The 25,278-nt window shown below is 64.4% G+C and carries 23 protein-coding genes; 22 read left to right on the forward strand and 1 reads right to left on the reverse strand.

Annotated features, from left to right (window positions below; all coding sequences use genetic code 11):
* The 11 genes from AC1RKI_RS17485 (at position 1) to AC1RKI_RS17535 (ending at position 12,217) form a co-directional block, all read left to right on the forward strand.
* The gene (locus AC1RKI_RS17485) at positions 1-795 is read left to right on the forward strand and encodes an SDR family NAD(P)-dependent oxidoreductase (RefSeq protein ID WP_341248663.1); all 795 of its coding nucleotides are present in this window, start codon (positions 1-3) and stop codon (positions 793-795) included.
* Between the two features lie 64 nt (positions 796-859).
* On the forward strand, positions 860-1,711 hold the full coding sequence (locus tag AC1RKI_RS17490; RefSeq protein ID WP_061958886.1) for an enoyl-CoA hydratase family protein: 852 nt from the start codon (positions 860-862) through the stop codon (positions 1,709-1,711).
* 9 nt (positions 1,712-1,720) lie between these two features.
* On the forward strand, positions 1,721-2,896 hold the full coding sequence (locus AC1RKI_RS17495; protein WP_492795011.1) for an acyl-CoA dehydrogenase family protein: 1,176 nt from the start codon (positions 1,721-1,723) through the stop codon (positions 2,894-2,896).
* Positions 2,897-2,922: 26 nt separating this feature from the next.
* Entirely contained in the window at positions 2,923-4,590 is a 1,668-nt protein-coding gene (locus AC1RKI_RS17500) for an AMP-binding protein (protein WP_492795013.1), read from the forward strand.
* Positions 4,587-5,009, forward strand: coding sequence for an acyl-CoA thioesterase (locus AC1RKI_RS17505; RefSeq protein ID WP_227459217.1), 423 nt, complete (start codon positions 4,587-4,589; stop codon positions 5,007-5,009). Before AC1RKI_RS17500 ends, AC1RKI_RS17505 begins: the two co-directional genes overlap by 4 nt.
* Before the next feature lie 27 nt (positions 5,010-5,036).
* The gene (locus AC1RKI_RS17510) at positions 5,037-5,450 is read left to right on the forward strand and encodes a RidA family protein (RefSeq protein WP_492795015.1); all 414 of its coding nucleotides are present in this window, start codon (positions 5,037-5,039) and stop codon (positions 5,448-5,450) included.
* Between the two features lie 363 nt (positions 5,451-5,813).
* Positions 5,814-6,962: a glutamine-hydrolyzing carbamoyl-phosphate synthase small subunit gene (gene carA / locus AC1RKI_RS17515; protein ID WP_150981075.1), complete on the forward strand. Its 1,149-nt coding sequence runs from the start codon at positions 5,814-5,816 to the stop codon at positions 6,960-6,962.
* 35 nt (positions 6,963-6,997) lie between these two features.
* Positions 6,998-7,678 carry a leucine efflux protein LeuE gene (gene leuE, locus AC1RKI_RS17520; protein ID WP_061958880.1) on the forward strand — a complete coding sequence of 227 codons (681 nt, stop codon included), beginning with the start codon at positions 6,998-7,000 and terminating at the stop codon, positions 7,676-7,678.
* Between the two features lie 67 nt (positions 7,679-7,745).
* On the forward strand, positions 7,746-10,994 hold the full coding sequence (carB, locus tag AC1RKI_RS17525) for a carbamoyl-phosphate synthase large subunit (RefSeq protein WP_150981074.1): 3,249 nt from the start codon (positions 7,746-7,748) through the stop codon (positions 10,992-10,994).
* A 231-nt stretch (positions 10,995-11,225) separates the two neighbouring features.
* The gene (gene greA, locus AC1RKI_RS17530) at positions 11,226-11,702 is read left to right on the forward strand and encodes a transcription elongation factor GreA (protein WP_061960252.1); all 477 of its coding nucleotides are present in this window, start codon (positions 11,226-11,228) and stop codon (positions 11,700-11,702) included.
* Between the two features lie 11 nt (positions 11,703-11,713).
* Positions 11,714-12,217 carry a DUF4149 domain-containing protein gene (locus tag AC1RKI_RS17535; RefSeq protein WP_492795018.1) on the forward strand — a complete coding sequence of 168 codons (504 nt, stop codon included), beginning with the start codon at positions 11,714-11,716 and terminating at the stop codon, positions 12,215-12,217.
* 71 nt (positions 12,218-12,288) lie between these two features.
* Here AC1RKI_RS17535 and AC1RKI_RS17540 read toward each other — a convergent pair whose 3' ends face one another.
* Positions 12,289-12,792 carry a YhbY family RNA-binding protein gene (locus tag AC1RKI_RS17540; protein WP_061960254.1) on the reverse strand — a complete coding sequence of 168 codons (504 nt, stop codon included), beginning with the start codon at positions 12,790-12,792 and terminating at the stop codon, positions 12,289-12,291.
* A 144-nt stretch (positions 12,793-12,936) separates the two neighbouring features.
* Here AC1RKI_RS17540 and AC1RKI_RS17545 point away from each other — a divergent pair, with 144 nt between their 5' ends.
* From AC1RKI_RS17545 to phoR, 11 genes are all read left to right on the forward strand, one after another.
* A complete protein-coding gene (locus AC1RKI_RS17545; protein ID WP_061960255.1) occupies positions 12,937-13,608 on the forward strand; it encodes an RlmE family RNA methyltransferase in 672 nt (223 codons plus the stop codon).
* Between the two features lie 199 nt (positions 13,609-13,807).
* On the forward strand, positions 13,808-15,709 hold the full coding sequence (gene ftsH / locus AC1RKI_RS17550; protein ID WP_150981073.1) for an ATP-dependent zinc metalloprotease FtsH: 1,902 nt from the start codon (positions 13,808-13,810) through the stop codon (positions 15,707-15,709).
* A 118-nt stretch (positions 15,710-15,827) separates the two neighbouring features.
* The gene (gene folP, locus AC1RKI_RS17555) at positions 15,828-16,697 is read left to right on the forward strand and encodes a dihydropteroate synthase (RefSeq protein WP_492795021.1); all 870 of its coding nucleotides are present in this window, start codon (positions 15,828-15,830) and stop codon (positions 16,695-16,697) included.
* A 1-nt stretch (position 16,698) separates the two neighbouring features.
* Positions 16,699-18,045, forward strand: coding sequence for a phosphoglucosamine mutase (gene glmM, locus AC1RKI_RS17560; RefSeq protein ID WP_061959255.1), 1,347 nt, complete (start codon positions 16,699-16,701; stop codon positions 18,043-18,045).
* A gap of 313 nt (positions 18,046-18,358) precedes the next feature.
* Positions 18,359-19,390, forward strand: coding sequence for a phosphate ABC transporter substrate-binding protein PstS (gene pstS / locus AC1RKI_RS17565; protein WP_061959256.1), 1,032 nt, complete (start codon positions 18,359-18,361; stop codon positions 19,388-19,390).
* 116 nt (positions 19,391-19,506) lie between these two features.
* The gene (pstC, locus tag AC1RKI_RS17570) at positions 19,507-20,472 is read left to right on the forward strand and encodes a phosphate ABC transporter permease PstC (protein ID WP_061959257.1); all 966 of its coding nucleotides are present in this window, start codon (positions 19,507-19,509) and stop codon (positions 20,470-20,472) included.
* Positions 20,469-21,368: a phosphate ABC transporter permease PstA gene (gene pstA / locus AC1RKI_RS17575; RefSeq protein ID WP_061959258.1), complete on the forward strand. Its 900-nt coding sequence runs from the start codon at positions 20,469-20,471 to the stop codon at positions 21,366-21,368. The genes pstC and pstA overlap by 4 nt, the downstream gene beginning before the upstream one ends.
* 55 nt (positions 21,369-21,423) lie before the next feature.
* The gene (gene pstB / locus AC1RKI_RS17580; RefSeq protein ID WP_061959259.1) at positions 21,424-22,212 is read left to right on the forward strand and encodes a phosphate ABC transporter ATP-binding protein PstB; all 789 of its coding nucleotides are present in this window, start codon (positions 21,424-21,426) and stop codon (positions 22,210-22,212) included.
* A 65-nt stretch (positions 22,213-22,277) separates the two neighbouring features.
* Positions 22,278-22,982 carry a phosphate signaling complex protein PhoU gene (gene phoU / locus AC1RKI_RS17585; protein WP_061959260.1) on the forward strand — a complete coding sequence of 235 codons (705 nt, stop codon included), beginning with the start codon at positions 22,278-22,280 and terminating at the stop codon, positions 22,980-22,982.
* 34 nt (positions 22,983-23,016) lie between these two features.
* Complete coding sequence (gene phoB / locus AC1RKI_RS17590) at positions 23,017-23,724, forward strand: phosphate regulon transcriptional regulator PhoB (protein WP_492795025.1); 708 nt, start codon at positions 23,017-23,019, stop codon at positions 23,722-23,724.
* A 131-nt stretch (positions 23,725-23,855) separates the two neighbouring features.
* Complete coding sequence (gene phoR / locus AC1RKI_RS17595; protein WP_492795027.1) at positions 23,856-25,211, forward strand: phosphate regulon sensor histidine kinase PhoR; 1,356 nt, start codon at positions 23,856-23,858, stop codon at positions 25,209-25,211.
* Positions 25,212-25,278 lie beyond the last annotated feature (67 nt).

Below are 25,278 nucleotides of genomic sequence, written 5' to 3' on the forward strand. Positions count from 1 at the left end.
ATGACATACGATCTGCAGGGCCGTCATGCATTGGTGACCGGTGGCGCGCGCGGCATTGGCGCGGCGATCGCGCGCCGCCTGCTCGATGCGGGCGCCAGCGTCACGCTGGTCGGTCGCGATTGCACCGTGCTGGATGCCGCGATGCAGGCGCTCGAGCCGTTCGCGGTGGACGGCGCGGCGTTGGGCACGGCCACTGCCGATATCACCGACGCCGATGCGGTCGATGCCGCGTTCGCGCTGGCCACCGAAGCGCGCGGGCCGGTCACGCTGCTGGTCAACAACGCCGGCCAGGCGTACAGCGCGCCCTTCGGCAAGACCGATCTGGCGCACTGGCAACGCATGCTCGATGTCAATCTCACCGGCACATTCCTGTGCACGCAGGCGGCGTTGCCGGCGATGGTCGCGCAGGGCTGGGGTCGCATCGTCAACGTGGCCAGCACGGCCGGACTGATCGGCTATGGCTATGTCACGGCATATTGCGCGGCCAAGCACGGCGTGATCGGGCTGACGCGCGCGCTGGCGCTGGAGCTGGCCACCAAGGGCATCACCGTCAATGCAGTGTGCCCGGGCTATACCGAAACCGACATCGTGCGCGACGCCGTGGCCAATATCGTCGAAAAGACCGGCCGCACCGAAGCGCAGGCGCGCGCCGAACTGGCCGCGCGCAATCCGCAAAAGCGCCTGGTGCAGCCCGATGAGGTGGCCGATGCGGTGGCGTGGCTGTGCCGCCCGCAGGCGTCGGCCATCACCGGGCAGGCCATCCCGGTGGCGGGCGGCGAAGTGATGGCCGGCTGAACGGCGCCACGCCACGCATCGACACGCATCAACCATCGAACGAGATCATGGAGCGAGACCCACAATGAGCGATGTTGCACTGGACATGCGCCACCACAAGCGCGCTTTCGCCAACTACCAGCCGAAGCATTTCCTGTGGTCCGTGTCGGCCGATGGCAAGGTGGCCACGATCACGCTGAACCGGCCCGAGCGCAAGAATCCGCTGACGTTCGATTCGTATGCCGAACTGCGCGATCTGTTTCGCGGCCTCTGCTACGCCACCGACATCAAGGCCGTGGTGGTGACTGGCGCGGGCGGCAACTACTGCTCCGGCGGCGACGTGCACGAGATCATCGGCCCGCTGACGCGCATGACGATGCCCGAACTGCTCGACTTCACGCGCATGACCGGCGATCTGGTCAAGGCCATGCGCGCGTGCCCGCAACCGATTGTCAGCGCGGTCGACGGCATCTGCGCCGGCGCGGGGGCGATGATGGCGCTGGCCTCGGACCTGCGGCTCGGCACGCCCGAGGCGAAGACGGCGTTCCTGTTCGTGCGCGTGGGGCTGGCCGGCGCGGACATGGGCGCCTGCACGCTGCTGCCGCGCATGATCGGCCAGGGCCGCGCCAGCGAGCTGCTGTACACCGGGCGGGCGATGACCGCGCAGGAAGGCGTGGATTGGGGCTTCTTCAATGCGCTGCATGCGTCGGACGGCGTGCTCGGCGCGGCGCAGGCGCTGGCCGCGCAGATCGCCGCGGGCCCGACCTTCGCGCACGGCGTGACCAAGAAGCTGCTGCATCAGGAATGGAACATGGGCGTCGACGAGGCCATCGAGGCAGAGGCCGAAGCGCAGGCCATCTGCATGCAGACGCGCGATTTCCGGCGCGCCTATGACGCGTTTGTCGCCAAACAAAAGCCGGTTTTCGAAGGCGATTGAGGAGCGCGCATGAGTGACAAGACCTATCTCGATCTGCCGTTTTTCGACGACGCTCACCGTCGTCTCGAAAGCGAGCTCGACGCCTGGTGCGCCGGACATGTGCGCGACATCGATCATCACGACGCCGATGCGGCGTGCCGCACGCTGGTGCGCAAGCTCGGTCAGGCCGGCTGGTTGCGCTACTGCGTGCCGCAGGCTTTCGGCGGCGCGTTGCCGGCGCTCGATTCCCGCGCGCTGTGCGTGTTGCGCGAAACGCTGGCGCGTCACGACGGACTGGCCGATTTCGCCTTTGCGATGCAGGGGCTCGGCTCCGGCGCCATCACGCTGGCCGGCAGCGACGCAGTGCGCGAACGCTATCTGCCGCGCGTAGCCAAAGGGGAGGCGATCGCGGCGTTTGCGCTATCGGAGCCGGAGGCAGGCAGCGACGTGGCGGCGATGCAATGCAGCGCGCGGCTTTCCGAAGACGGCACGCATTATGTGCTGGACGGCGCCAAGACGTGGATATCGAACGGCGGCATCGCCGACTTCTACTGCGTGTTCGCGCGCACCGGCGAAGCGCCCGGCGCGCGCGGCATCTCGGCGTTCGTGGTCGATGCCGATGCGCCGGGCTTGACGATTGCCGAGCGCATCGACGTGATCGCGCCGCATCCGCTGGCAACGCTGCGCTTTGACAACTGCAGCGTGCCGGTGGGCCACCGCCTGGGCGAAGCGGGGCAGGGCTTCAAGGTGGCGATGATGACGCTGGACATCTTTCGCGCGTCGGTGGCGGCGGCGGCGCTGGGATTCGGCCGCGCAGCGCTTGACGATGCGCTGGCACGTGCCACTTCGCGCCCGATGTTCGGCGGGGTTCTGTCCGACCTGCAACTGACCCAGGCGGCGATCGGCGATATGGCGACGGCAATCGACGCCGCGGCGCTGCTGACCTATCGCGCCGCGTGGCTGCGCGATGTCCGCCAGCAACGCACCACGCGCGAAGCGGCAATGGCCAAAATGGTCGCCACCGAGAACGCGCAGCAGGTGATCGACCGCGCGGTGCAGATGTTCGGCGGGCTTGGCGTGAAGGTGGGGACGCGCGTGGAAAGCCTGTATCGCGAGATCCGCTCGCTGCGCATTTACGAAGGCGCCACCGAAGTGCAGAAGCTGATCATCGCGCGCGAAACGCTCGCCGCGCGCCAGCACGCCTGACCATCCCACACGAACCGGAGACAAGCATGGTCGCCCCCAATGTTGCCTCGGCCCATATCGATACATTCGCGCAGGATCGCCTGCCGCCGCGGAATGCCTGGCCCGTGTTCCAGTTCAATGACGACACGCGTTATCCCGCGCGCATCAACGCCGCGGTGGAACTGGTCGACAGGCATGTAGCACAGGGGAACGGCGCGCGCGTGGCGGTGCGTCACGAGCGCGACGACCGGATCGAGACGGTGAGCTACGCGCAACTGGCGGCGCTGGTCAATCGCATCGCCCATGTGCTCGTGGAGGACATGGGGCTGGTGCCCGGCAATCGCGTGTTGCTGCGCGGGCCGAACAACCTGATGATGGCGGCAAGCTGGCTGGCAACGCTCAAGGCGGGGCTGATCGCCGTGCCGACCATGCCGCTGCTGCGTGCGAAGGAACTGCGCCAGATCATCGACAAGGCGCAGGTCAGTGCGGCGCTGTGCGACGACCGGCTGCGCGAGGAACTGGAAACCAATCGGCGTGCGGACAGCGAGCATTTCTGTCCGACGATTGTGTCGGTGCGCTACTTTAACGGCACCGGCGAAGACGCGCTGGAAACGGCGATGGACAGCAAGCCGGAAACGTTCGATGCGTGCGACACCGCAGCCGACGACATCTGCCTGATCGCCTTCACGAGCGGCACCACGGGCCAGCCCAAGGGCACGGTGCATTTTCATCGCGATGTGCTGGCGATGTGCGACCTGTTCCCGCGGCACGTACTGAAGCCGACGCCGGACGACATCTTCTGCGGCACGCCGCCGCTGGCGTTTACGTTCGGGCTCGGCGGCATGCTGTGCTTTCCGTTGCGGATCGGCGCGTCCACCGCGCTGGCCGAAAAGCTGACGCCGGAAACCTTGCTCAAGCTGATCCAGACGCATCGCGCCACGATTGTGTTTACCGCGCCAACGTTCTATCGACAGATGGCGACGCTCGCCGGCCAGTTCGACCTGTCGAGCCTGAAGAAAAGCGTGTCGGCCGGCGAGGCGCTGCCCGACGCCACGCGACAGGCATGGAAGGCGGCCACCGGCATCGAGATGACGGACGGGCTGGGCGGCACCGAGATGATGCATATCTTCGTGTCCAGCGCCGGCGACGACGTGCGCGCTGGTGCGGTGGGCCGCGTGGTGCCGGGCTACGAGGCGCGCATCGTCGACGACGACATGAAGCCTGTGCCGCCGGGCACGGTCGGCAAGCTTGCCGTGCGCGGACCAACCGGGTGCCGCTATCTCGACGACGACCGCCAGTCCGTGTACGTGCGCGACGGCTGGAATCTGCCGGGCGATACCTTCGTGTGCGACGCCGACGGCTACTACTTCTATCAGGCGCGCTCGGACGACATGATCATCTCGGCCGGCTACAACATCGCCGGGCCCGAGGTGGAGGGCACGCTGCTGCGCCACGAACACGTGGCCGAATGCGGCGTGGTGGGCGCCCCGGACGCCGAGCGCGGGCAGGTGGTGACGGCCTACGTGGTGCTGCGCCCCGGCGTGGACGCGAGCGATGCGACGCGCAGCGCGTTGCAGGACTACTGCAAGCGCGAGATCGCGCCGTACAAGTACCCGCGCCGCATTGAATTCGTGACCGCGCTGCCGCGCACGGAGACAGGCAAGCTGCAACGCTTCCGCCTGCGGCAAATGGCGTCCGAGGATGCGCGATCATGAGCGTGGCGTTCAGCAAGCCGGTGCGCGTGCGCTTCAAGCATTGCGACGCGGCGGGCATCGTGTTCTATCCGCGCTATTTCGAGATGCTCAACGACCTTATCGAGGACTGGTTCGACGAGGCGCTCGACTGGCCGTTCGATGCGATGCACCTGTCGGCGCATGCCGGCGTTCCCACGGCCGAACTGCAATGCCGGTTCGTCGCGCCAAGCCGGCTGGGCGAGCGCCTGACCCGGCAACTGCGCGTGACGCACATCGGCCGCAGCAGTGTCGTGGTGGCGATCCGCTTTGCCGGCGGCGACGACGACACGCGCCTGGAAATCACCCAGCGGCTGGTCTGCGTCGATACCCGCACGATGCATCCACAAGCGCTGCCTGACGCGGTGTGCACCGCAATGGGGCGCTATCTGGCGGCAGCCTGACACGACAACCTTTCAGGAAATCACATCATGTTGAAGACATTGCAACCGCCCGACTGGGCGCCGCCCAAGGGATACGCCAACGGCATCATGGCCGAGATGCAGGTGGGCAGCCGCCTGATCTTTTTGGGCGGGCAGATCGGCTGGAACGGGCAGTGCGAATTCGAGACCGATGATTTCGCGCTGCAGGTGGCACAGGCGCTGCGCAATATCGTGGCGGTGCTCGAGCAGGGCGGCGCGCGTGCCGAACACATTACGCGCATGACGTGGTACGTGAAGGACAAGGCGGAATACGTCGGTGCCTACAAGGCGATCGGCCAGCATTATCGCGATATCGTCGGTCGGCATTTTCCGGCCATGACCGCGGTGGAAGTGGCCGACCTGGTCGAGGCGCGCGCAAAGGTGGAGATCGAGGTCACGGCGGTGGTGCCGCCGGGCGCCTGATCGACCATCAGGCGACACGCGCGCGCAGATCGGGCGCGGATCGGGCGGCGCTGGCGGAGCCGGTCGCGGCATAGGCCGGCGAGCCGTGGCGGCGGCGTCGCCCGTCGCCACTGTCCATCGTAAGTTATTGATAACTTGAGAAATTGGGTGCGGCGGGATATAATTCGAAAGTTTCGCTTTCAGAACCCTTCACCCTAGCGCCTACCGTATTCCACCTTCCGCCGCTCCGTTTGCGCGGCGTTTTCATGCACCGCACAAAAGTGATGAAAATGCCATGCGCCTGCCGGCCCTTCGATGGGCCGCCCACGGAGCACGAGGCGTTGAGCAGGTCGGTCACGGGGTGAGTCCAGCAGGAGCCTACCCGTGTTACCGTCTTTTCCGTCCGCCATCCTCGCGCTTGCAGACGGCACGGTCTTTCGTGGCTATTCCATCGGCGCTTCCGGCCATACGATCGGCGAAGTGGTGTTCAACACCGCCATCACCGGTTATCAGGAAATTCTCACCGACCCGAGCTATTCCCGGCAGATCGTCACGCTGACGTATCCGCATATCGGCAATTACGGTGTGAATCCTGAGGATGTCGAAGCCACGAAAGTCCATGCCGCCGGCCTGATCATCAAGGATCTGCCGATTCTGGCCTCCAATTTCCGCAAGGAACACACGCTCGCCCATTACCTGAAGCAGGAAAAGGTGGTGGCGATCTCCGGCATCGACACTCGCAAGCTGACGCGCATTCTCCGTGAGAAGGGCGCGCAGAACGGCTGCATCCTGGCCGGCGAGGACAATGTCCAGAAGGCCATCGATCTGGCGCGCTCGTTCCCGGGCCTGTCGGGCATGGATCTGGCAAAGGTCGTGTCCGTCAAGGAACCGTACGAATGGACCCAGACCGAATGGAAGCTGGGCGAGGGCTACGGCAAGCAGGACAAGCCGCAGTTCCATGTGGTGGCGTTCGATTACGGCGTCAAGTTCAACATCCTGCGCATGCTGGCCGAACGCGGCTGCAAGGTCACGGTGCTGCCGGCGCAAGCCAGCGCCGCCGATGCGCTGGCGCTGAATCCGGACGGCATCTTCCTGTCGAACGGCCCCGGCGACCCGGAGCCTTGCGACTACGCGATCGCCGCGACGCGCGAGTTCATTGCGCGGGGCATCCCCACGTTCGGCATCTGCCTGGGTCACCAGATCATGGCGCTGGCCGTTGGCGCGAAGACGCTCAAGATGAGCACGGGCCATCATGGCGCCAATCACCCGGTCAAGGACCACGATGACGGGCGCGTGGTGATCACGTCGCAGAACCACGGTTTCGCGGTCGATGCATCGACGCTGCCGGCCAACGCGCGCGTCACGCATACGTCGCTGTTCGACGGCACGCTGCAGGGCTTCGCGCTGACCGACAAGCCCGCGTTCTGCTTCCAGGGCCACCCGGAAGCATCGCCCGGTCCGCATGACATCGCGTACCTGTTCGACCGCTTCACCAAGCTGATGCAGGACGCGCGCGCCAAGGCCGCCGCCTGAGAACGGGAAACGGGAAACAGGAGACAGGACTCGCCATGAACGCCTTTATGCACGCCAGCTTGGGCATTACCGATTTCTGGACCTTCGCGCTCGGCACGATCTTCATCGTGCTGCTGCCGGGGCCGAACTCGATGTATGTGCTGTCGGTGGCCGCGCAGCGCGGCGTGCGCCAAGGCTACAAGGGCGCGTGCGGAGTGTTCCTTGGCGACGCGATCCTGATGGTGCTGTCGGCCGCGGGCGTGGCGTCGCTGCTCAAGGCCAGCCCCGGGCTGTTCCACGTCGTCAAGTACGTCGGCGCGGGCTACCTGGCCTGGATCGGCTTGCAGATGCTGCGCGGCGCGCTGCGCAGTTGGTCGAAGCGCGCCAAGGCCGACGACGCCGCGCCGGAAGCAGCCGCGCCGGTGGACCGGTCGGCCAATCCGTTCACCAAGGCGCTGGTGATCAGCCTGCTCAATCCCAAGGCCATCCTGTTTTTCATTTCGTTCTTCATCCAGTTCGTGGATCCGCAGTTCGCGTATCCGGCGCTGTCGTTCGTGGCGCTTGGACTGGTCTGCCAGATCTGCAGCTTCGCCTACCTGACCTCGATCATTTTCGTGGGCGCGAAGCTGGCCGAAGCGTTCCGACGCCGACGCCGCCTTGCCGCGGGCATGTCGAGCGGAGTCGGCGCGATGTTCATCGGCTTCGGCGCCAAGCTGGCCACGGCCACCCTGAGCTGACGGTCAAAACCTGATATCCGGTACGACGCGCGGGAACACGCGCGCCGGCCAACAAAGAGAGCGTGCAATGCCAAAACGCACAGACATAAAGAGCATCCTCATCATCGGCGCGGGCCCGATCATCATCGGCCAGGCGTGCGAATTCGACTACTCCGGCGCGCAGGCCTGCAAGGCGCTGCGCGAGGAGGGCTTCAAGGTCATCCTGGTCAACTCGAACCCGGCGACCATCATGACGGACCCGAACACGGCCGACGTGACCTATATCGAGCCGATCACCTGGGAAGTGGTCGAGCGCATCATCGAAAAGGAACGCCCGGACGCGATCCTGCCGACGATGGGCGGCCAGACGGCGCTGAACTGCGCGCTGGACCTGCATCGCCACGGTGTGCTGGACAAGTACAAGGTGGAACTGATCGGCGCGTCGCCCGAGGCGATCGACAAGGCCGAGGACCGCCAGAAGTTCAAGGACGCGATGACCAAGATCGGTCTCGGTTCGGCCAAGTCCGGCATCGCCCACTCGATGGATGAAGCGGTGGCCGTGCAGTCGCGCATTGCCCAGGAAACCGGCGGTACCGGCTATCCGATCGTGATCCGCCCGTCGTTCACGCTGGGCGGCACCGGCGGCGGCATCGCCTACAACCGCGAGGAATTCGAAGAGATCTGCAAGCGCGGCCTGGACCTGTCGCCGACGCGCGAACTGCTCATCGAAGAGTCGCTGCTCGGCTGGAAGGAATACGAGATGGAAGTCGTTCGCGACCGCGCGGACAACTGCATCATCATCTGCTCGATCGAAAACCTGGACCCGATGGGCATTCACACGGGCGACTCGATCACCGTGGCGCCGGCGCAGACGCTGACCGACAAGGAATATCAGATCCTGCGTAACGCATCGCTGGCCGTGCTGCGCGAAATCGGCGTCGACACCGGCGGCTCGAACGTGCAGTTCTCGATCAATCCGGCCGATGGCCGCATGATCGTGATCGAAATGAACCCGCGCGTGTCGCGTTCGTCGGCCCTGGCTTCCAAGGCCACGGGTTTCCCGATCGCCAAGGTTGCGGCCAAGCTGGCCGTGGGCTACACGCTGGACGAACTCAAGAACGAAATCACCGGCGGCCAGACCCCAGCGTCGTTCGAGCCGTCGATCGACTACGTGGTCACCAAGGTGCCGCGTTTCGCGTTCGAGAAGTTCCCGCAGGCCGACAGCCACCTGACCACGCAGATGAAGTCCGTCGGCGAGGTGATGGCGATGGGCCGCACGTTCCAGGAGTCGTTCCAGAAGGCGCTGCGCGGCCTGGAAGTGGGCGTGGATGGCCTGGACGAGAAGTCGACCGACCGCGACGAAGTGGTCGAGGAAATCGGCGAAGCCGGTCCGGACCGCATCTGGTTCGTCGGCGATGCGTTCCGCCTTGGCATGTCGCTGGAAGAAGTACATGCCGAGACAGCCATCGATCCGTGGTTCCTGGCCCAGATCGAAGACATCGTGAAGACTGAAGGGCTGGTGCGCAACCGCACGCTGGACAGCCTGTCGGCCGCCGAGCTGCGCCTGCTCAAGCAGAAGGGCTTTTCGGACCGCCGTCTGGCCAAGCTGCTCAAGACCAGCGCCAAGGCCGTGCGCGAGGCGCGCGTGGCGCAAAACGTGCGCCCGGTCTACAAGCGCGTGGACACCTGCGCGGCGGAATTCGCCACCAACACCGCGTACATGTACGGCACCTATGAAGCCGAGCATGGCGAATGCGAGGCGCAGCCGACCGGCAACCGCAAGATCATGGTGCTGGGCGGCGGTCCGAACCGGATCGGCCAGGGCATCGAGTTCGACTACTGCTGCGTGCACGCCGCGCTGGCGCTGCGCGAAGACGGGTACGAGACCATCATGGTCAACTGCAACCCGGAAACCGTATCGACCGACTACGACACCTCGGACCGCCTGTACTTCGAGCCGCTGACGCTGGAAGACGTGCTGGAAATCGTCGACAAGGAAAAGCCTGTCGGCGTGATCGTCCAGTACGGCGGCCAGACGCCGCTGAAGCTGGCGCTGGACCTGGAAGCCAACGGCGTGCCGATCATCGGCACCAGCCCCGACATGATCGACGCCGCGGAAGACCGCGAGCGCTTCCAGAAGCTGCTGCAGGACCTGGGTCTGCGCCAGCCGCCCAACCGCACCGCGCGCGCCGAGGACGAGGCGCTGCGCCTGGCCGAGGAAATCGGTTATCCGCTGGTGGTGCGCCCGTCGTACGTGCTGGGCGGACGCGCCATGGAAATCGTGCATGAGCCGCGCGATCTCGAACGCTACATGCGCGAGGCCGTGAAGGTGTCCAACGATTCGCCGGTGCTGCTCGACCGCTTCCTGAACGACGCGATCGAATGCGACGTCGATGCCCTGTGCGACGGCCAGCGCGTGTTTATCGGCGGCGTGATGGAGCACATCGAGCAGGCGGGCGTGCACTCGGGCGATTCGGCGTGCTCGCTGCCGCCGTACTCGCTGTCGCAGGCCACCGTTGACGAACTGAAGCGCCAGACCGCCGCGATGGCAAAGGCGCTGAACGTGATCGGCCTGATGAACGTGCAGTTCGCCATCCAGCAGAAGGACGGCGAGGACGTGGTGTACGTGCTGGAAGTCAATCCGCGCGCCTCGCGTACCGTGCCGTACGTGTCGAAGGCCACCGGCCTGTCGCTGGCCAAGATCGCCGCGCGCTGCATGGCCGGCCAGTCGCTCGATTCGCAGGGCATTGGCGCGGAAGTGGTGCCGCCGTACTTCAGCGTCAAGGAAGCCGTGTTCCCGTTCAACAAGTTCCCGGGCGTCGATCCGGTCCTAGGACCTGAAATGCGCTCGACCGGCGAAGTGATGGGCGTGGGCAAGGTGTTCGGCGAGGCGTTGTTCAAGAGCCAGCTGGCAGCCGGTTCGCGCCTGCCCGAAAAGGGCACGGTGCTGATCACGGTGAAGGACAGCGACAAGCCGCGCGCCGTGACGGTGGCACGCATGCTGCACGACCTGGGTTATCCGATCGTCGCCACGCGCGGCACGGCATCGGCCATCGAGGCGGCCGGCATTCCCGTCCGCGTGGTGAACAAGGTCAAGGATGGCCGCCCGCATATCGTGGACATGATCAAGAACGGCGAACTGGCCCTGGTCTTCACGACAGTCGACGAGACGCGCACGGCGATTGCCGATTCGCGCTCGATCCGTATCGCCGCGCTGGCCAACCGTGTGCCGTACTACACCACCATCGCCGGCGCCAATGCTGCGGTGGAAGGCCTCAAGCACATGCAGAGCCTGGAGGTCTACGACCTGCAGGGCCTGCACAAGCAACTGGCCTGAAGGCCGATCGCCATGCTGCGGTGCGCACAGTCGCACCGGGGCGTGGCGCCGCCGCCGGGTTGAAACCGGCGGCGGTTCTGGCCTACACTACGTCGAATTCGCCGACTCCCCGGGCCGATGTGCCGTGGAGTCCCATCTGAAAGCCGCGGTTGAGCGGAAGTGCCGTCCGGCAAGATTTGCCGGGGCATGGCTCCAGCTCCGCTGCGGCTGATTTTTTTGTTGAACGAGACAATGAGCACCATTCCGATTACCAAGCGTGGCGCGGAGCTCCTGAAGGAAGAACTGCAGCGCCTCAAGGCCGTCGAACGTCCCGCGGTGATCAACGCGATCTCCGAGGCGCGCGCCCAGGGCGACCTGTCGGAAAACGCCGAATACGACGCTGCCAAGGAAAAGCAGGCCTTTATCGAAGGCCGCATCCAGGAAGTGGAAGCCAAGCTGTCGGCCGCGCAGATCATCGACCCGACCCAGCTCGACACCGATGGCCGCATCGTGTTCGGCGCCACCGTGGACCTGGAAGACCTGGAATCGGGCAAGCCCGTGAGCTACCAGATCGTGGGCGACGACGAGGCGGACCTGGACAGCGGCAAGATCTCGGTCAGCTCGCCGATCGCGCGCGCCCTGATCGGCAAGTTCGAAGGCGATGTGGCCGTCGTGCTGGCCCCCGGCGGCGAGCGCGAATACGAAGTCATCACCGTTCGCTACATCTGATCGGGACGGACGTGTTTTCGTCTTCCTACTCGAACCTGCCGCCGCTGCCGCATCGCATCTTCCTGCTGCTGACAGTGGCTTGGGCCGGCAGCCTGTGGACGGTGGGCTACATGGTGGCGCCCACGCTGTTTGCCGTATTGCCGAGCCGCGAGGCGGCCGGGATGGTGGCGGGCCATCTGTTTCGCTATGAGGCGATGTTGGGCGTGACGATCGGCGTGCTGCAACTGGTGCTGTGCAACGTGCTGATCCGCCGCGGCGCCGCGCGCTATCGCGCATTGCGCTGGATCGTCCTGAGCATGCTGGTGTGCGTGCTGGCGGGCTATTTTGGCGTGCAGCCGTTCATGGAAGGGCTCAAGGTCAAGGCGCAGGCGATGAACCTGGGCGTGTCCGAATCGCCCTACAAGAGCCAGTTCGGCATGCTGCACGGCGTGTCGAGCGTCTTTTATCTGGCGCAGAGCCTGCTGGCGCTGGTGCTGGTCTGGCGCGCCAGTGCGCCGCGCAGCGCCGGAGAGTGACGCCCGCATAAGAAAAGGCGGCCATGGCCGCCTTTTTCATGATCGACGGGAACCGGCTAGCCGGCCGGGAATCAACCCAATGCCTTCTTCTTCTGGCTGGACGGCCGTGCGCGAGCGCGCTTGACGTTGCCGCCCTGGGTGACCCGCTCGTTGCCGAGCACGCGGACCTGGGTGCTTTTCGGACGGCGCTGGCTGGAGCCGGTAGGCTTGCGCACCGTGACCGTGCGTGGCGCAGTGCCGGTGCCAAGACGGCGACGGCCCGGGCCGAGGTCTTCGGGCTGGTTTTCTTCCAGGCGCGCCGGACCCGGGCGCCAGATCACCAGCAGCTTGCCGATGTGCTGGATCGGTGCGGCGTCGAGTTCGTCGCAGATCGATTCGTAGATGGCAATGCGCGTATCGCGTTCGTCACCGAACACGCGGATCTTGATCAGGTCGTGGGCCGCCAGGCTGCGGTCGATTTCGGCCAGGACCGAGCGGGTCAGGCCTTCCGCGCCGATCATGACCACGGGATTGAGGCCGTGCGCGCGGGAGCGCAAATCGGAGCGTTGTGCGGGAACGAGTTGTAGGGCGGGCATTGGGAACGCAAATATCGGATTGGCGCGTATTATCCGCCAAAATGTCGCCGGCAGGCGGCAAAGATCACCAAGATCGGGAGAAAAAGCCGCGATGCGATCACCGCAGGTGACGCAAGGGCTCCCGCAAAGAGGTAAATCTCATTCATGGCCAAGGGCAAGAACAAGTTCAACCAGTCGTGGCTGCACGACCACATCAACGATCCGTACGTGAAGATGGCCCAGCGCGAGGGCTACCGGGCGCGCGCGGCATACAAGCTCAAGGAGATCGACGACCAGGACAAGCTGATCCAGCCGGGCCAGGTCATCGTCGACCTGGGCGCGGCGCCGGGCAGCTGGAGCCAGTACGCGCGCAACCGGCTGGCGGCGTCGCCGCGCGCCCAGGACGGCAAGATCGACGGAGCGGTGATCGCCATCGACATCCTGCCGATGGAGCCGGTGGCCGACGTGACGTTCATCCAGGGCGATTTCCGTGACGAAGCAGTGTTCCGGGAGCTGGAAGGGGTCGTGCTGGAAGCCTCCGGAGGATCGAGAATCGATCTTGTTATCTCGGATATGGCCCCCAATTTGTCCGGTGTGGCGTCGGCCGATGCGGCGCGGATCGAATATTTGTGCGATCTGGCGCTCGAATTTGCGCAGGCTCACCTGAAACCGGAGGGGTCGCTGCTGGTAAAGTGTTTCCACGGCTCCGGCTACAGCCAGATCGTGGAGAAGTTCAAACGTCAGTTCAAGGTGGTCGCCAGCCGCAAGCCCAAGGCGTCGCGCGACAAGTCTTCAGAAACCTTCATTCTTGGGCGTTACTTGAAGTCAGTGGACTGACAAGAGGTCGGCAGTACGCGTCAAGTGCCTCCGGGACGGATTTTTTGGCTTTTTGCGGCGATCCAGGCCCGACTTGCCCGGAACCCGCCGGCTCGGGCACTATCAGTCCCATAGTTTCAGATTTCCCTGCGGGGGCGGGCACTGCATTACAATGCAATGCAGTTATCCGTTGGCAAGGCAATTGCAAAGGAGTTCGGCCTTGAATAACAACCTGTTTCAAAAGGCGGCAATCTGGCTCGTAATCGCGCTGGTATTGTTCACCGTCTTCAAGCAGTTCGACAAACCGCGCGCCCAGGATGGGGTCACCTATTCGCAGTTCATGGATGACGCCAAGAACGGCAAGGTGTCGCGTGTCGACGTGCAAGGCCGCAACCTCGTGGTGTCGCCCAAGGAAGGGTCGAAGTACACCATCATCTCGCCGGGCGACATCTGGATGGTCGGCGATCTGATGAAGTACGGCGTCCAGGTGACCGGCAAGGCCGACGACGAGCCCAACGTGCTGGTGCAGGCGTTGTACTACCTCGGACCGACGTTGCTGATCATCGTGTTCTGGTTCTACATGATGCGGCAGATGCAGGGCGGTGGAAAAGGCGGCGCCTTCTCCTTCGGCAAATCCCGTGCGCGGCTGATCGACGAAAACCAGAACGCCGTGACCTTCGCCGACGTGGCGGGTTGCGACGAATCCAAGGAGGAAGTGGTCGAGCTGGTCGACTTCCTCAAGGATCCTCAGAAATTTCAGAAGCTGGGCGGACGCATTCCGCGCGGCGTGCTGCTGGTTGGCCCTCCGGGTACCGGCAAGACGCTGCTCGCGCGCGCCATCGCCGGCGAAGCCAAGGTGCCTTTCTTCAGCATCTCGGGTTCGGACTTCGTTGAAATGTTTGTCGGCGTGGGCGCGGCCCGCGTGCGCGACATGTTCGAGAACGCCAAGAAGCAGGCGCCTTGCATCGTGTTCATCGACGAAATCGACGCGGTCGGCCGCCATCGTGGCGCCGGCATGGGCGGCGGCAACGACGAGCGCGAGCAGACGCTCAACCAGATGCTGGTCGAGATGGACGGTTTCGAGGCCAACTCGGGCGTGATCGTGATTGCCGCGACCAACCGGGCCGACGTGCTGGACAAGGCGCTGCTGCGTCCGGGCCGTTTCGACCGCCAGGTCTACGTGGGCCTGCCGGACATCCGCGGCCGCGAGCAGATCCTGAAGGTGCATATGCGCAAGGTGCCGATTGGCAACGACGTCGACGCTTCGGTGATCGCGCGCGGCACGCCGGGCTTCTCGGGCGCCGACCTGGCCAACCTGGTCAACGAAGCCGCGCTGTTTGCCGCCCGCCGCAGCAAGCGCGTGGTTGACATGCAGGATTTCGAGGACGCCAAGGACAAGATCTACATGGGTCCGGAGCGCAAGTCGACCGTCATGCGCGAGGAAGAGCGCAAGGCGACGGCTTATCACGAATCGGGCCATGCGGTGGTAGCCAAGCTGTTGCCGAAGGCCGATCCGGTCCACAAGGTCACGATCATGCCGCGCGGCTGGGCGCTGGGCGTGACCTGGCAGTTGCCCGAGCATGACAAGTACTCGAAGTACAAGGACAACATGCTCGAGGAAATCGCGATCCTGTTCGGTGGCCGCGCTGCGGAAGAGGTGTTCCTCAACGCCATGAGCACCGGCGCGTCGAACGATTTCGAGCGCGCCACCAAGATTGCCCGCGACATGGTCACGCGCTTCGGCATGAGCGATTCGCTGGGCGCGATGGTCTACGTCGATACCGAGCAGGACGGCATGTTCGGCAAGCTCTCGTCGAAGACCGTGTCCGAAGCCACGCAACAGAAGGTCGACGCCGAGATCCGTCGCATCATCGACGAGCAATACGCGCTGGCCAAGCGCCTGCTCGAAGAGAATCGCGACAAGGTCGAAGCGATGACCAACGCGCTGATGGAATGGGAAACGATCGACGCCGAGCAGATCAACGACATCATGGCCGGCAAGCCGCCGCGCCCGCCGCGTGGCCTGCAGGGCCCGAGCGGTGGCGGCAGCACGCCGTCGGGCGGGTCCCCGGTGGCGCCGACCAACGCGCCAGCCACGGCGCGGATCGACGACACGGTGTAATCGCTCGGGGTCCGCGACGTAACAGACCGTTTGTAACGGTTTCAAGCGCGGCGGATTCTGATAGCCTCCAAAGCCGGTGCCCGAGTGCACCGGCTTTTTGTTTTTCAGGACATCGAACTTGCCAACCGAGTTTTTTCAATGCGGACGTTTCCGGTTCGCCCGCAATCGACGCCCGCTGGTGATGGGCATCCTCAACGTGACGCCCGATTCTTTTTCGGATGGCGGCCAGCATGCTTCGCGCGACGCGGCGTTGCGCCATGCCGAGCAGATGATCGCCGAAGGCGTCGACATCATCGACGTCGGCGGCGAGTCGAGCCGGCCGGGTTCCGCGGCGTTGCCGCTCGATCAGGAACTCGATCGCGTGATGCCGATCGTCGAGGCGTTGGCAGGCTGCGGCAGACCGTTGTCGATCGACACCTACAAGCCCGAGGTCATGCGGGCTGCGCTGGCGGGCGGAGCGGATCTGATCAACGATATCTGGGGTTTGCGCATGCCGGGGGCGGTCGAGGCCGTCGCGGCGGGGCAGGCCGGGCTGTGCGTCATGCACATGCAGCGCGACCCGCAAACCATGCAGGAAGACCCCCAATACGCCGACGTCGTGGCCGAAGTCGCGACATTTCTGGGCGAGCGCGTGTCAACCCTGCGTGCGGCGGGCGTGGACGAATCGCGCATCCTGCTTGATCCGGGCTTTGGGTTTGGCAAGACTCCGGATCATAATCTGCGCCTGCTCGGGCAAATGCCCAGGCTCGCTGTCGATGGGCTGCCGATCCTTGCCGGCCTGTCGCGCAAATCGACGCTTGGCGCCATTTTGGGCGGCAAGCCGCCGCAGGCGCGCGTGGCGGCAAGCGTCGCGGCGGCAGTCTGCGCCGCAGAACGTGGCGCATTTGTCGTGCGCGTGCACGACGTAGAACAAACCGTGGACGCCCTCAAGGTCTGGTGGGCGATTCGCCATGAATCGGTTGCCTCGTCGGGGCAACAGGGAGAATGAAATGACACGCAAGTATTTTGGGACGGACGGCGTGCGAGGTCGGGTTGGCGAAGTACCGATCACGCCGGACTTTGTGATGCGCCTGGGCTATGCCGCGGGCAAGGTGCTCGCGCTGGGACAGAAAACCGCGCAGGGCAAGCCGACCGTGCTGATCGGCAAGGACACGCGAATTTCCGGCTACATGCTGGAAGCCGCGCTGGAAGCCGGCTTCACGGCGGCGGGCGTCAACGTGCGGATGACCGGCCCGTTGCCGACGCCCGCCATCGCCTATCTGACACGCGCGTTGCGCCTGGCGGCCGGCGTGGTGATTTCGGCCAGCCACAATCCGTATTACGACAACGGCATCAAGTTCTTCTCGGCGTCGGGCGACAAGCTGCCCGACGAAGTCGAAGCCCGGATCGAGGCGTTGGTCGAGGAGCCGATGACCTGCGTGCGTTCCGAGGATCTGGGCCGTGCCAAGCGTATGGAGGATGCGGCCGGGCGGTATATCGAATTCTGCAAGAGCACGTTCCCGTACGAGCAGGACCTGCATGGCTTGCGCATCGTGGTCGATTGCGCGCATGGCGCGGCGTACCACATCGCGCCGCACGTATTCCACGAGCTGGGCGCCGAGGTGATCCCAATCGGCAACCAGCCGGACGGCCGCAATATCAACGCTGGCTACGGTGCAACGGCGCCGGAAAAACTGGTGGAAGCGGTGCGCGCGCATCGCGCCGATCTGGGCCTTGCGTTCGACGGCGACGCGGATCGCCTGCAGGTGGTGGACGCCAGCGGCCGGCTCTACAACGGTGACGAGCTGCTGTACCTGATCGTGCGCGACCGCCTGGCCGCCGGCCAGAAGGTGGAGGGCGCCGTCGGCACGCTGATGACCAACATGGCCGTGGAGCTGGCGCTCAAGCGCCAAGGCGTGGAATTCGTGCGCGCCAAGGTCGGCGATCGCTACGTGCTTGAAGAACTCAACAAGCGCGGCTGGCAACTGGGCGGCGAGGGTTCGGGCCATCTGCTCTGCCTGGACCGGCACACCACCGGCGACGGCATTGTGTCGGCGCTGCAGGTGCTGGCGGCCTTGCGCCGTAGCGGCAAGACGCTGGCGCAACTGCTTGAAGGCGTCAGCCTGTTCCCGCAAACGCTGATCAACGTGCGCGTGGAGAAGGGGTTTGAGTGGGAAAGCCATGCCGGCCTGAAAGCCGCGCGCGAGAAGATCGAGCCGGAACTGGAAGGCCGTGGCCGCGTGCTGATCCGCGCCTCGGGTACTGAGCCGGTCGTGCGCGTGATGGTAGAAGCCGAGCAGGTGGAAACCGCCGAGCGCGCCGCCCAGACGCTGGCGAACGCCTTGCGCGCAGCCTGACGCAGGCGCCGCACGCACCAAAGGGCCACGGCAAGGAGCCGTGGCCTTTTTTTCTTCGATTTGGCAATTAACCGCCATATTTCACCGTCACGCGAATAGCAATTGGGGCGTGGCGCAACAGTCTCGGCATAGCGCATTGGGGTGGCTAATAAAGCACGGCAGCAAGTCGACTTTGTGACGGGGCCGCGAATAGCGGTGTTTTCAAATCACGCCGGAAGAAGATTTGGCGATGTCATGGAACTGTCATATAGGGAGCATAAAGTTCGCCTTGTCAAAAATTTGTCATTCCCAACCAATGTTCTCTGGAGGACATATGAAGCTGGTCAAGACTGCCGTTGCAGGCATCGTATCGATTGTTGTGGCGAGTACTGCGTTCGCGGCGGAAATTACCGGTGCTGGCGCCTCTTTCCCGGCGCCCGTGTATTCCAAATGGGCGGACGCCTACCAAAAAGCAACGGGTAACAAGGTCAACTATCAATCCATCGGTTCGTCGGGCGGCATCAAGCAGATCGGCGCCAAGACCGTTGATTTCGGTGCGTCCGACGCCCCGCTGAAGGACGACGAACTGGCCAAGGGCAACCTGGTCCAGTTCCCGACCGTGATCGGCGGCGTGGTGCCCGTGATCAACCTGCAAGGTGTCAAGCCGGGCGAGCTGACCATCACTGGCGAAGTGCTGGCCAACATCTACCTGGGCAAGATCAAGAAGTGGGACGACCCCGCGATCAAGGCCCTGAACCCGAAGGCCCACCTGCCGAACCAGGACATCCTGCCGGTGCGTCGCGCCGATGGCTCGGGCACCACGTTCATCTTCACGAACTACCTGTCGAAGGTCAGCCCTGACTGGAAGAGCTCGGTAGGCGAGGGCACCACCGTCAACTGGCCGGGCGGCGGCACGGGCGGCAAGGGCAACGAAGGCGTGGCCGCTTTCGTGCAGCGTCTGAATGGCGCGATCGGCTACGTCGAGTACGCCTACGCCAAGCAGAACAAGATGACGTACCTGACGATGAAGAACGCGGCAGGTGAAGTGGTGCAGCCTAGCGACGACGCCTTCAAGGCCGCCGCAGCCGGCGCCGACTGGAACAAGTCGTTCTACCAGATCCTGACCAACCAGCCGGGCAAGTCGGCATGGCCGATCGCCGGCGCCACCTTCATCCTGCTGCACAAGACGCAGGACAAGGCAGCGCAGGGCCAGGAAGTCATGAAGTTCTTCGACTGGGCCTACAAGAGCGGTGGCGCGATGGCTTCGGACCTGGACTACGTGCCGCTGCCGGAAGCAGTCGTAAACCAGATCCGCGCTACGTGGAAGAGCAGCATCAAGGACGCTTCGGGCAAGGCGCTGTACTGATCCCAGAAGCGTGCTTTGTCACCGCGCCCGGGGGTGTCCCCGGATGACAGCGTGACAGGCAGCCGCGGCGGCGGGTTTGCCGCCGCGGCATCGATTCACCCACCGGTTGATCCATCATGGCGACTTCGTCCGATCTTCCCGCCGTCCGGCCTCCCAGCCGCCTTGGCGACATCCTGTTCGGCGGCCTGACCCGCGGCGCCGCCATCGTGACGTTGCTGTTGCTGGGCGGCATCATCGTCTCCCTGGCCATCAGCGCGTGGCCATCGATCAAGCAGTTTGGCTTCTCGTTCCTGTGGACTTCGGAATGGGATCCCCCCGCCGACGTGTATGGCGCGCTGGTGCCGATCTACGGCACGCTCGTCACCTCGCTGATTGCGCTCATCATTGCCGTGCCGGTCAGTTTCGGCATCGCCCTGTTTCTTACCGAGCTGTCGCCGGCCTGGCTGCGCCGACCGCTCGGCACCGCCATCGAGCTGCTCGCCGCAGTGCCGTCGATCGTCTACGGCATGTGGGGCCTGCTCGTGTTCTCGCCGATCTTCGGCGAATATTTCCAGAAGCCGCTGGCCAATACGGTCGGACAGGTGCCGGTGATCGGCAAGCTGTTCCAGGGCGCGCCGCTCGGCATCGGCCTGCTGTGCGCAGGCGTGATCCTGGCGATCATGATCATTCCGTACATCGCTTCGGTGATGCGCGACGTATTCGAAGTCACGCCCGTGTTGCTCAAGGAATCGGCCTACGGCATCGGCTGCACGACGTGGGAAGTGATGTGGCGCGTGGTGCTGCCGTACACGCGCGCCGGTGTGATCGGTGGCGTCATGCTCGGCCTGGGCCGCGCGCTCGGCGAAACCATGGCGGTCACGTTCGTGATCGGCAACACCAACCTGCTCGATAACGCGTCGCTGTTTTCGCCGGGCAACAGCATCACCTCCGCGCTGGCCAACGAATTCGCCGAAGCCGGCGCAGGCCTGCACACCGCCGCGCTGATGGAACTGGGCCTGATCCTGTTCTTCATCACCTTCGTCGTGCTGGCGTTGTCCAAGGTGCTGCTGATGCGTCTGGCAAAGAATGAAGGTGGCAAATGAACCAAGCTCAAGCCGTGTCTACCTCGTCGATTCCCGCCGTCCGTCCCGATTCCGATGCAGTGCGCGAGCGCCTGCAGGGTTCGCGGCGCCGCATGAACCTGATCGCGCTGACCGCCTCGCTCGGTGCGATGGCGTTCGGCCTGTTCTGGCTGGCGTGGATTCTCTGGACCACCATTTCGCTGGGCGTGGGCGGGCTGTCCATCGACCTGTTCACGCAGATGACGCCGGCGCCCAACACGGCCGGCGGCGGCCTGGCCAATGCCATCTTCGGCAGCTTCGTGCTGGTGGGCGTGGCCACGCTGGTCGGCACGCCGCTGGGCATCCTCGCCGGCATCTATCTGGCCGAATATGGCAAGACGTCGCCGCTGGCCAGCTTCATCCGCTTCATCAACGACATCCTGCTGTCGGCCCCGTCGATCGTGATCGGCCTGTTCGTCTATGCGCTGGTTGTCACGCGCATGGGCCACTTCTCGGGCTGGGCCGGCGTCTGCGCGCTGGCGCTGCTGCAGATTCCAATCGTGGTGCGTACTACCGAGAACATGCTGAACCTGGTGCCCAACGCACTGCGCGAAGCGGCCGTGGCGCTGGGCACGCCCAAGTGGAAGATGGTGATGTCGATCACGGTGAAGTCGTCGTACGCGGGCATCGTGACCGGCGTGCTGCTGGCCGTGGCGCGTATCGCCGGCGAAACCGCGCCGCTGCTGTTCACCGCGCTGTCGAACCAGTTCTGGAGCGCCGATCTGAACAAGCCGATGGCCAACCTGCCGGTGACGATTTTCCGCTTCGCCATGAGCCCGTTCACGGAATGGCAGCAATTGGCCTGGGCAGGCGTGTTCCTGATTACTGTCGGTGTGCTTGCGCTGAATATCGTCGCGCGCATGCTGTTCAAGAAATAACCGGCGCCGCGCGCTACGCCTGCAGCCAACCAACGAATTCAAGCGAGACATCAGCATGACCTCTACCGTCATCGATATTCCCGACACCGTGCGCGCCAAGATCGACGTGCGCAACCTGAACTTCTACTACAACCAGTTCCACGCGCTGAAGAACATCAACATGTCGATCCCGGACCGCAAGGTCACGGCGTTCATCGGCCCGTCGGGTTGCGGCAAGTCGACGCTGCTGCGCACCTTCAACAAGATGTTTGCGCTGTACCCGGAGCAACGCGCCGAGGGCGAAATCAACATGGATGGCGAGAACCTGCTGACCAGCAAGCAGGACATTTCGCTGCTGCGCGCGAAGGTCGGCATGGTGTTCCAGAAGCCGACGCCGTTCCCGATGTCGATCTACGACAATATCGCTTTCGGCGTGCGCCTGTTCGAGAAGCTGTCGCGCTCGGAGATGGACGATCGCGTGGAGTGGGCGCTGTCCAAGGCGGCGCTGTGGAACGAAGCCAAGGACAAACTGCATCAGTCTGGCTACGGCCTGTCCGGCGGACAGCAGCAGCGGCTGTGCATCGCCCGCGGCATCGCCATTCGCCCCGAAGTGCTGCTGCTGGACGAACCCTGCTCGGCGCTGGACCCGATTTCGACGGGCCGCATCGAGGAACTGATCGCCGAACTCAAGGACGAGTACACGGTGGTGATCGTGACGCATAACATGCAGCAGGCGGCGCGCTGCTCGGACTACACCGCCTACATGTACCTGGGCGAGCTGATCGAGTTCGGCGAGACCGAGAAAATCTTCATCAAGCCGCATCGCAAGGAAACCGAAGACTACATCACCGGCCGTTTCGGTTGAGCGCAGTTGTATTGCAGGACTTCACCATCCACGCCTAGCATACGGAAAGCGGCCAGGAGAAACCCATGACTGACAAGCACCTGTCGACCCAGTTCGACGCCGACCTCAACGCGATCAACACCAAGCTGCTGCAGATGGGCGGCCTGGTGGAATCGCAGATCGAACTGGCCATGCGCGCGCTGGCGGACTTCGATGCCGATCTGGCCGATCAGGTCATCACGCGCGAGCAGCAGCTCAACGCGCTGGAAGTGGAGATCGATGCGGACTGCGGCAACATCATCGCGCGCCGCCAGCCCACCGCGCGCGATCTGCGCCTGGTGATGGCGATCTCGAAGACGATCACGAACCTCGAGCGCGCCGGCGACGAAGCGGAAAAGGTTGCCAAGCGGACCAAGCACATCATGGAAGACGCGGCCGCCCACAACATCAATTACGCCGAAGTAAAGCTGTCCGGCGAAATGGCCATCACGCTGCTGCGCCAGGCGCTGGACGCGTTCGCACGGCTCGATACCGTGGCCGCGGCGCGCATCGTCAAGGACGACAAGGCGATCGACGATGAATTCCGCGCGTTCGTGCGCAAGCTGATCACGTACATGATGGAAGATCCGCGTACGATCTCGGTCGCGCTGGATTTCCTGTTCATTGCCAAGGCCGTCGAACGGATCGGCGATCACGCGAAGAATATTGCAGAATTCATCATTTACATCGTGAAGGGCACCGACGTCCGTCATGCCTCACGCGAAGACATGGAGCGCGAAGCGTTAAGCTGATAACGCGCCGGACTGAATAGCGGAGAACCAATACATGCCAAGCAGTATTCTCGTTGTCGAAGACGAACCGGCGATTGCCGAACTCATTGCCGTCAATCTACAGCACGCGGGACACTATCCGATTCGCGCCTACAACGCCGAGCAGGCGCTGTCGCTGATGAGCGATGTGTTGCCCGACCTGGTGCTGCTGGACTGGATGCTCCCGGGCAAATCGGGCGCGACCTTCGCCAAGGAACTGCGTACCAACGATCGCACCAAGCAGATCCCGATCATCATGCTGACCGCGCGCAGCGAAGAACAGGACACGGTGATGGGGCTGGAGGCTGGCGCCGACGATTACGTCACCAAGCCGTTTTCGCCCAAGGAACTGCTCGCGCGTATCAAGGCCGTGCTGCGCCGCCGCGCGCCGCAGCTGACCGACGACGTGGTGGCGATCAACGGCCTGCGGCTGGATCCGGCCACGCATCGCGTGACCGGCCAGGACGAGGGCGGGCCGATCAAGCTCGATCTCGGCCCGACCGAGTTCCGTCTGCTGCATTTCCTGATGACCCATCCGGAGCGCGTGCATAGCCGGTCACAATTGCTGGACCAGGTATGGGGCGATCACGTCTTCGTGGAAGAGCGCACGGTCGACGTCCATATCAAGCGCCTGCGCGCCGCACTGACGCCTGGCGGTTATAGCAACATGATCGAAACGGTTCGCGGCAGCGGCTATCGCCTGGCGCGCGCACCGAGCCACTGAACGGCGCGGCCGGCAGCGGTGCCGCGAGGGTCGCGCCGGCCGATGATGGAATCGTGCCGGGGCCGCGTTATGCCCGTTTTCGTGGCAAACTTCGTCGCACTGCGACCGTCGTCTGAACTTCTTCCCCTCGCATGAACGTCATCTGGGCCCGCTCCGCGGCCATCCTTGTCAGTCTGGTGGTGATCGCCGCTGGACTGTACGCCGTTGCCGGCCCGGTCACCGGCCTGCTGTTCCTTTGTATTTCGCTGTTCCTGCTGCTTGGCTATTACCTGTTCCAGATTAACCGGCTGTGGCACGTGCTGGACGCGCCGGCATATGGAGAAATCCCCAGCGCGCTGGGCCTGTGGGGCGAGGTGTATTACCGGCTGCACCGGCTGGTCAAGCGCTGGCGCACCCAGGTGCTGCAGGTGGAGCAGCAGCACACGCGCTTCATCCAGGCGATCCAGGCGTCGCCCTATGGCGTGCTGATGCTCGACGACGCCGACCAGATCGAATGGTGCAACGGCGTGGCCGAGCAGCATTTCGGGCTGAACGCGCGGCGCGATGTGCGCCAGCGCATCACGCATCTGATCCGCCGGCCGGAATTCGTGCACTACCTGACGCGCGAGCGCTACGACGAACCACTGATCATGCGCGACATGGGCGAGCACAAGCGCAACATCACGTCGGTGCAAATCCTGCCCTACGGCGAAAACCGCAAGCTCGTGCTCACGCAGGACATCACCAAGCTCGAGAACACCGAAGCGATGCGCCGCGATTTCGTCGCCAATGTGTCGCACGAATTGAAGACGCCGCTGACCGTGCTGACGGGCTTTCTTGAAACCGTGCGCGACCTGCCGGTCTCGGAGGAAGATCGCCTGCGTTATCTGGACATGATGTTGGTGCAATCGATGCGCATGCAGCATATCGTCGAAGACCTGCTGGCCCTCGCCAAGCTCGAAAGCGATGCGCAACCGCCGTCGCACGAGCGCGTCGACGTGGCCGGGCTGGCCGCGCATCTGGTGCACGACGCGCAGGCGCTGTCGCAAGGCCGTCACGAGATCCAGGCCGAAATCGATACGGCGGTTGTGTTGCGCGGCGCCGAAAACGAACTGCTGTCGGCGCTTGGCAATCTGGTTTCCAACGCGGTGCGCTACACACCCGACGGCGGCCGCATCGCGATTCGCATGACCTTCACCGACGGTCATTCCGTGTTTTCGGTCAGCGATACGGGGTTGGGCATCGCGCCCGAGCATATTCCGCGCCTGACCGAGCGGTTCTATCGTGTCGATCGCAGCCGCTCGCGCGATACCGGCGGCACGGGCCTGGGTCTTGCCATCGTCAAGCACGTGCTATCGCGCCACCATGCGGAACTGCGCGTCACAAGCGAAGTGGGTCGCGGCAGTACGTTCCGCATCGTCTTCCCGGTGGATCGCAGCGGTTACGATACCGACGGCGCCCAGCCACGCTTGCCTCAACCCGACGACGCATCGCGCCACGCCGCCTGATGCACGGGCGGCGGCGTGCCAGCGCGCCGCCTGTTTCCCTCTTTCACTCTTTCCCTCTTTCCCTTTC

The organism is Cupriavidus sp. GW822-FHT06G04, from assembly GCF_058799075.1.